Origin of the sequence: Pseudogemmobacter faecipullorum, assembly GCF_020539525.1 — a bacterium.
GTDB lineage: Bacteria > Pseudomonadota > Alphaproteobacteria > Rhodobacterales > Rhodobacteraceae > Pseudogemmobacter > Pseudogemmobacter faecipullorum.
The window spans coordinates 1-3,084 of the sequence record NZ_JACDXX010000056.1 but is presented as its reverse complement, the minus strand read 5'-3'; the positions used below and the strand labels follow the sequence as shown (position 1 = coordinate 3,084).

Here is a 3,084-nt window from a genome sequence, read left to right as displayed (position 1 = left end):
AAAGGATCACCGACTTCGGATAATGCACGCCCTTGAACTCGATCACGCCCCGAGCCTCTCCCCAACTGCCCGAAAACAATGGCATATCAAAGGTCGTCGAAGAAACCAGAAACTTTGCGACACTGCCGAACCGTGTCCCGCGACACATTAAACACCCGTGCCGCTTCCCGCTGGCTCATGCCCTCCGCACAAGCCTGACGAACTCTCAAATATAGCTCCACGCTGTAAATCCCCACGCCCTCCCTGCTGCAGCAGAAAGGGAAACTGGACGACTTTTAAGCCGCCCGCAGCCGCATCATGCCGCCGCTACCGTGGTCGAATTTCGCACCGCCGTTCTCAAAGCAGGTTGCTGGAGGCGTGCGGGCAGCATAGGGCTGAGCTACCTCTGCTCCGGAGGAGCGTTTCCGTGGCAGGAGTTCTATTGCTGGCCTTCTCCTGGAAAATTTGACCTGGCAGTAAACAATCTATAGTTGCACCTCTGGCGTTAACCTTTCTTTAACCGAGTGCCTGCATGTCCCGGGATGCCTTCCGTCCATTTGAATGCGATTGTGGCCACAGACCGCGCTTTGGAGCGCATAGATGCGGCCACTGCTACGCCCCTACCCGATTGCTGAACCGCCAGGAGTCATGGGTACTGTCTCTGTTTGCACTTGGGATACTCGCGACTCTATTGCTGGTTAGCTAGTCGGGACGCTGCAGGTCTTTCTCCAGAGACTCCATTTTCCCGGCTTCGCCGGCGCTCGTCCCGGACAGTGTAGCGGACAGATCTGGCGCGTGCTCTGCAAAGGTTTGCTCTGCTTTGACCACGCCGCCCTTGCGCTTGGTAGCATCTGCCCACATACGCGGCCTCACCGGCATAGAATGATCAGATGCTTTGCTGGTCTGCGGCCAGATGCGGAGTTGGCCTGCCTGCCGATACCTCCGCAGAGAGACCGACTGTGACAGCAACCTGGACCATGATTGCCATCTCCGCTCTGGTGACCACGGCGGCATTTATCGGTGGAGCGGTGCAAACCCCTGAGCGTCTGAGGATAGACCCGGTGCGCACCTCTCATAACAATTTGAGTTCTGACGCGGTTCAGTGGGTGCCTGCGGCTCTTTCTTCCGGTGTATTGGGATGGACCATAGAGACGGTAGATTTAACCAGACACAGTGAGGCTCTGCTGCTCTGGATCGGCGTATTTCTGACCCTCTACAGCCTGGCAGTGGTGTTAACCAACATACTGGAAAAAGAGCCGAAACGCATCGCCGCGGTGAGTGCCATATGCATGCTCCCCGCCTTTTGTGTGGGCTATGCGGCGTCCCGGCTAGCCGGTTAGAGCGCTGCCTTCGCAGCCACGGAGCGCACCCGCTGAACAAGGTCGCCCGGCGAAGGCGGTCATGCAGCATGGCTACCGGGGCACTGACACCGCCTCCTTCGTGCCTGATACAACTTCCCGCTAACCCTCAGTCACGGGTGCTGAGCTTCTGAAGCAACCCTGATGATAATCCGGGCTAAGTATTCAGACGATAGAAAGCGCAAACCGGTCCAGGGTGGCAGCGAACGCCTTACATTTTAGAAGCGGTTGCCTCGAAACCGATTGCAAGCCCAGCGAGATGGCCCTGTCGTATACCATGATGTTCTCGACACCAGTGAGGCGGGATTGGAAAATCAGCCCTGCGAAGTCGCGCGGGTCGTCATAAATCTCACGCCCAAGCTTCTGACCCTCGTCATGCACCTGCGCATGCAAGGCATCTGTCGCCACGCGCGCTACCAGCGCCTGGTGATTGCGAAGATCCGCAAGCGTGAGGTCAGAGGCTAAGATTTCCACGACATCCCAGATCTGAAGGACTTTCAGAGGGATAGGGAAAGCGTCGAAACATCCGACCGCTTCGTCGCGCAGCACCGTTTCAGCGAAAGCTGTGTCCAGATCGCGCGCGGCATAGAGTGCTCGATAGTCCCTGTCTGCTGGAGGAGACGCTGGTCGCGGCACGAACCGACTTGCACCCCAACCCACACCGAGACCTTCGACGTGACAGTTCTTCACCAGTCGGAAAAAATGGTCGCCATCAAGCGTATATCTCTTGAGTGGCCGCAAGTTTACGGGTGACGGCATAGAGAGGCGTCACCCATAATGGCTGGAATTCCAGAGCCTGGCCTGGGCCAACAGGCCCTCCACATCTCCGCGGCCCAGCCGCTCCCGGTTGAAGATGCCATCGGCGCTGGCGGAAAAAAACCGCAATGCCTCCCAGCCATTGCCAACCAGACTGATAACCTCCTGAAGACCTTTGTGCCTGACTCCGGCTTCATCAATTTGCCACAGTGGGTAACGGTATCCACGCTTCGCGCCCTCGAGCGCGAAGAGCTTGTTCGTGATCGTTGCTTTGTAGACGGCCTGGCGAGACATACCCATGCGCTGCGCGATATCCTCGCCCGTCAGCATATCGGGATGGTTCAGAACGCTGGCCGCGGTTTCCCTGCCTCGCTGCTGTGCGCGTGCGACGGCTTTCGCCACATCGCCATCCATCTCTGGCTCCAATGCACCAGACTCGCTTTTGTCATCGAGACTTCTGACCGAAAGCCGGTGCAGGCCAGAGGCCGTCCGGACCACAATGACCCCGGAGCCATCCTCCACTACACTGTCAAGCCAGGTCATCACTTCGGCTGGGGCCTGCTTCGCCTCAGCGTGTTCTTTTGCCACGGAACTGAAACTGGGCTTTGCCTTGCCCCGCAGACGCCGGGCGCTTGCCCAGGCAAGGCCCTCCTGCTTTTTCGTTTCCACAAAAAGCGTCGCGACGCCGTCCTTGCTTTCTCCGATGAACCGATCGGATGACGACGAGAGGGTATTTTTGGAAAGGCGCATGGCTGTCTCCCTTTCCAGGAAAGATGGGCTGGGCTCGACATTTTGTCAACCTCGTAAACCACGAGGTTTGTTCTGAGAGCCGCCGATCACAGCCGGAACGGCGCTCGTCTATAAGGTTGTGTCGCAAATTTCCGAACAGGCTGAAAGGATCTGATCGCTGGACATAGTTATGCCGCGAGCCCCGCAAAGATCTGGAACGCCGAGGCACCGTTAGCCGGGATCTGTGCCTTGCGGATCATGT

At 57.9% G+C, this 3,084-nt stretch carries 3 protein-coding genes and 2 pseudogenes; 1 reads left to right on the top strand and 4 read right to left on the bottom strand.

Features of this window, described 5'->3' with window-relative positions; genetic code table 11:
• Positions 1-122: 122 nt before the first annotated feature.
• A pseudogene (locus H0485_RS20965) lies at positions 123-221 on the bottom strand (helix-turn-helix domain-containing protein); the annotation flags it as partial.
• A gap of 735 nt (positions 222-956) precedes the next feature.
• Between H0485_RS20965 and H0485_RS20960 the strand changes: the two are divergent.
• Positions 957-1,319 carry a hypothetical protein gene (locus H0485_RS20960; protein WP_226937836.1) on the top strand — a complete coding sequence of 121 codons (363 nt, stop codon included), beginning with the start codon at positions 957-959 and terminating at the stop codon, positions 1,317-1,319.
• Between the two features lie 183 nt (positions 1,320-1,502).
• On the opposite strand, the gene H0485_RS20955 is transcribed toward H0485_RS20960, so the two are convergent.
• The 3 genes and pseudogenes from H0485_RS20955 to H0485_RS20945 all read right to left on the bottom strand — a co-directional run.
• Positions 1,503-2,096 (bottom strand): RES family NAD+ phosphorylase, encoded by a 594-nt coding sequence (locus tag H0485_RS20955; RefSeq protein WP_226937835.1) that lies wholly within the window; start codon positions 2,094-2,096, stop codon positions 1,503-1,505.
• A gap of 9 nt (positions 2,097-2,105) precedes the next feature.
• Positions 2,106-2,843 carry a helix-turn-helix domain-containing protein gene (locus H0485_RS20950; RefSeq protein ID WP_226937834.1) on the bottom strand — a complete coding sequence of 246 codons (738 nt, stop codon included), beginning with the start codon at positions 2,841-2,843 and terminating at the stop codon, positions 2,106-2,108.
• 167 nt (positions 2,844-3,010) lie between these two features.
• Positions 3,011-3,084, bottom strand: a pseudogene (locus tag H0485_RS20945) (IS6 family transposase); the annotation flags it as partial.